The following is a 2,856-nucleotide window of genomic DNA, read 5'->3' as shown; positions in this document are numbered from 1 at the left end:
GCCGAGATCGAGGAGATGGTCGAGCACTGGCTCCAGGCCAACCGCGACGCCGAGGCCGCCGGTGACTGGAAGCCCATGGCCGAGCTCTACACGCCGGATGCCACCTACGGGTGGAACTACGGACCCGGCACCGAGTTCATGGCCGTCGGGCGCGACGAGATCCGCGAGATCGCCCTCGGCGCGGAGATGGAGGGCCTCGGCGGCTGGGAGTACCCGTACGAGGAGATCGTCATCGACGAGGTCAAGGGCCACGTCATCGGCTTCTGGCGCCAGATCGCCGATGCCACCCGAGCGGACGGCACCCGGTACGAGGTCGCCGGCATCGGTGGCTCGTGGTTCGTCTACGGCGGCGACGAGCAGTGGAGCTGGCAGCGCGACTGGTTCGACTTCGGCAATGCGGCGGCGGTGTTCATGGAGATGATGGGCGACGGCACCCTCTCGGCGGGGATGACGGCCCGCATGAACCGCTCGATGAAGGCGAACCTCCCCGGCTGCTACCCCCTCGGCCAGGCCCCGGTCGGCCTCTGGGAGCGCCCGTCGTGACCCCGCCCGCAGCCCTGTTCCGCCGAACTGGTAGGGGATCTGGGGGCTCCCGCCACCGAATCGCCGACCAGTTCGGCGCGGGGTGGGCCCGATGAGCGGGGGAGAGGAGCTGCAGCGCGCGGGGCTTGATGTGCTGCTGATCGACGGGAAGCTGGTGCCGGCGACCGACGGGGCCACCTTCGCAACCGTCGACCCGACCACCGAAGAGGTCCTCGGCATGGCCGCCGATGCCACCGCGGCCGACATGGACGCGGCCATCAGCGCGGCCCGCCGGGCCTTCGACACCACGGCGTGGCCCACCGACGTCGCCCTGCGGGTGCGGGTGCTGCGCCAGCTTCGCGACGCGCTGGTGGCCCACGGCATCGAGATGCGGGCCCTGACCACCGCCGAGGCTGGCGCGCCGACGTTCCTCACCCACGGCCCGCAGTACGACGCGCCGGTGAGCGACCTGGGCTGGGTCGCGGACCTGGCCGAGGGCTACGAGTGGCGCACCGACCTGGGTGAGGCCACGCCCATGGGCGTGGCAACCCGACGGTGGCTGCTGCGCGAGCCGGTCGGCGTCGTCGGGGCGGTGACCCCGTGGAACTTCCCCCACCAGATCAACCTGGCCAAGCTCGGCCCCGCCCTCGCCGCCGGCAACACCGTGGTGCTCAAGGCCGCCCCCGACACACCGTGGGCCGCCAGTGCCGTGGGCCGGATCATCGCCACCGAGACCGACATCCCACCCGGCGTGGTCAACGTGGTGACCTCATCGGACCACGCCCTCGGCGCCCAGCTCTCCACCGACCCACGGGTCGACCTGGTGTCTTTCACCGGCTCCACGGCCACCGGGCGCAAGGTCATGGCCGCGGCCTCGGACACGTTGAAGAAGGTGTTCCTGGAGCTGGGCGGCAAGTCCGCGTTCCTGGTGCTCGACGACGCCGAGGTCGCCGCCGCCTGTGGTTTCGCCGCCTTCACCGTCTGCGCCCACGCCGGTCAGGGCTGCGCCATCACCACCCGGCTGCTGCTGCCCCGCGCCCGGTTCGACGAAGGCGTCGACGCCGTGGTGGCGGCCATGGCCGGGCTGGCCCCGGGGGACCCGAGGGACCCCGGTACCATCTGCGGGCCGCTCATCTCCGCCCGCCAACGCGACCGGGTCGAGGGCTACCTGCAGCTCGCCTCCGACGAGGGCGGCAGCTTCGCCTGCGGAGGCGGCCGACCCGCGGACCGGGAGACGGGCTACTTCGTCCAGCCCACGCTCGTCGTCGGCTTGGGCAACGAGGCCCGCGTGGCCCAGGAGGAGATCTTCGGTCCGGTGCTCGTGGCCATCCCCCACGACGGTGACGCCGATGCCGTGCGCATCGCCAACGACTCGATCTTCGGGCTCTCGGGCTCGGTCTTCAGCGCCGATGACGAGCGGGCGTGGGCGGCGGCCCGGGGCCTGCGCACCGGCACGGTGAGCGTCAACGGGGGGATCTGGTACGGCGGCGACGTGCCCTTCGGCGGCTACAAGCAGTCCGGCGTCGGCCGGGAGATGGGCGCCCTCGGGTTTGAGGAGTACACCGAGGCCAAGTCCGTGGCCGAGCCCGCATGAGGGCCGGGCGGATGCCCCGGGCGGCCGCACATCAGGTGAGGGCAACGGCGCCCTCGGTGATCGCCGACGGCCGCGGCCCTGGTCACGATGCTCCGCTGCGGTCCGTCGGCCAGCGAATCGACATCGAATCGATGGGGAGTGCATGTTGCGCACAGGCATCGAATCGAAAGCGAATCGCCGCCCGACGACGGTTGTCCACAGGCCGCCACGCCATCGAATCGACAGCGAATCGCCATCCGACGGACCGCCGGGCACCCGGGCGCACGGCGCGAGGCGGCCCCCCGCACCCACCCCACGAGGAGGAATCCCACGTGACCAGACGCTTCGACGGGAAGGTCGCCATCGTCACCGGCGCCGCCCGGGGCATCGGTGAGACCTACGCCCACCGGCTTGGCGCCGAGGGTGCGGCAGTGGTCGTCGCCGACATCGACGAGGCGGGGGCCGAGAGGGTGGCGGCCGCCATCAGCGAGGCCGGGGGCTCGGCCACCGGGGTGCGGGTCGATGTCGCCGACCCTGCGTCAGCCGATGCCATGGCGGCGACCGCGGTCGAGCGCCTCGGGGGCATCGACCTGCTCGTCAACAACGCCGCCATCTACGGTGGGATGCAGATCGACCTGCTGCTCACGGTCGACTGGGAATACTACCGCCGGTTCATGGCCGTGAACATGGACGGCGCGCTCATCTGCATCCGGGCCTGCTGGGAGTCCATGGCGGCTCGTGGGGGCGGTGCCATCGTCAAC

Annotated in this window: 3 protein-coding genes; all 3 read left to right on the top strand. The window is 72.0% G+C overall.

Going from position 1 to position 2,856, the window contains the following annotated elements; translation table 11 throughout:
* The coding region (locus VNL12_RS18485) for a nuclear transport factor 2 family protein (RefSeq protein WP_325596473.1) at positions 1-543 on the top strand (543 nt) is incomplete at its 5' end.
* Positions 544-634: 91 nt separating this feature from the next.
* A complete protein-coding gene (locus tag VNL12_RS18480; RefSeq protein ID WP_325596471.1) occupies positions 635-2,116 on the top strand; it encodes an aldehyde dehydrogenase in 1,482 nt (493 codons plus the stop codon).
* A gap of 311 nt (positions 2,117-2,427) precedes the next feature.
* Positions 2,428-2,856 (top strand): SDR family NAD(P)-dependent oxidoreductase (locus tag VNL12_RS18475; RefSeq protein WP_325596469.1); only part of this gene is annotated, 429 nt, incomplete at its 3' end.

Source organism: Iamia sp., assembly GCF_035575815.1.
Lineage (GTDB): Bacteria > Actinomycetota > Acidimicrobiia > Acidimicrobiales > Iamiaceae > Iamia.
The sequence above is the reverse complement of the archived record's forward strand: the minus strand, read 5'-3'. Positions and strand labels throughout refer to the sequence as shown.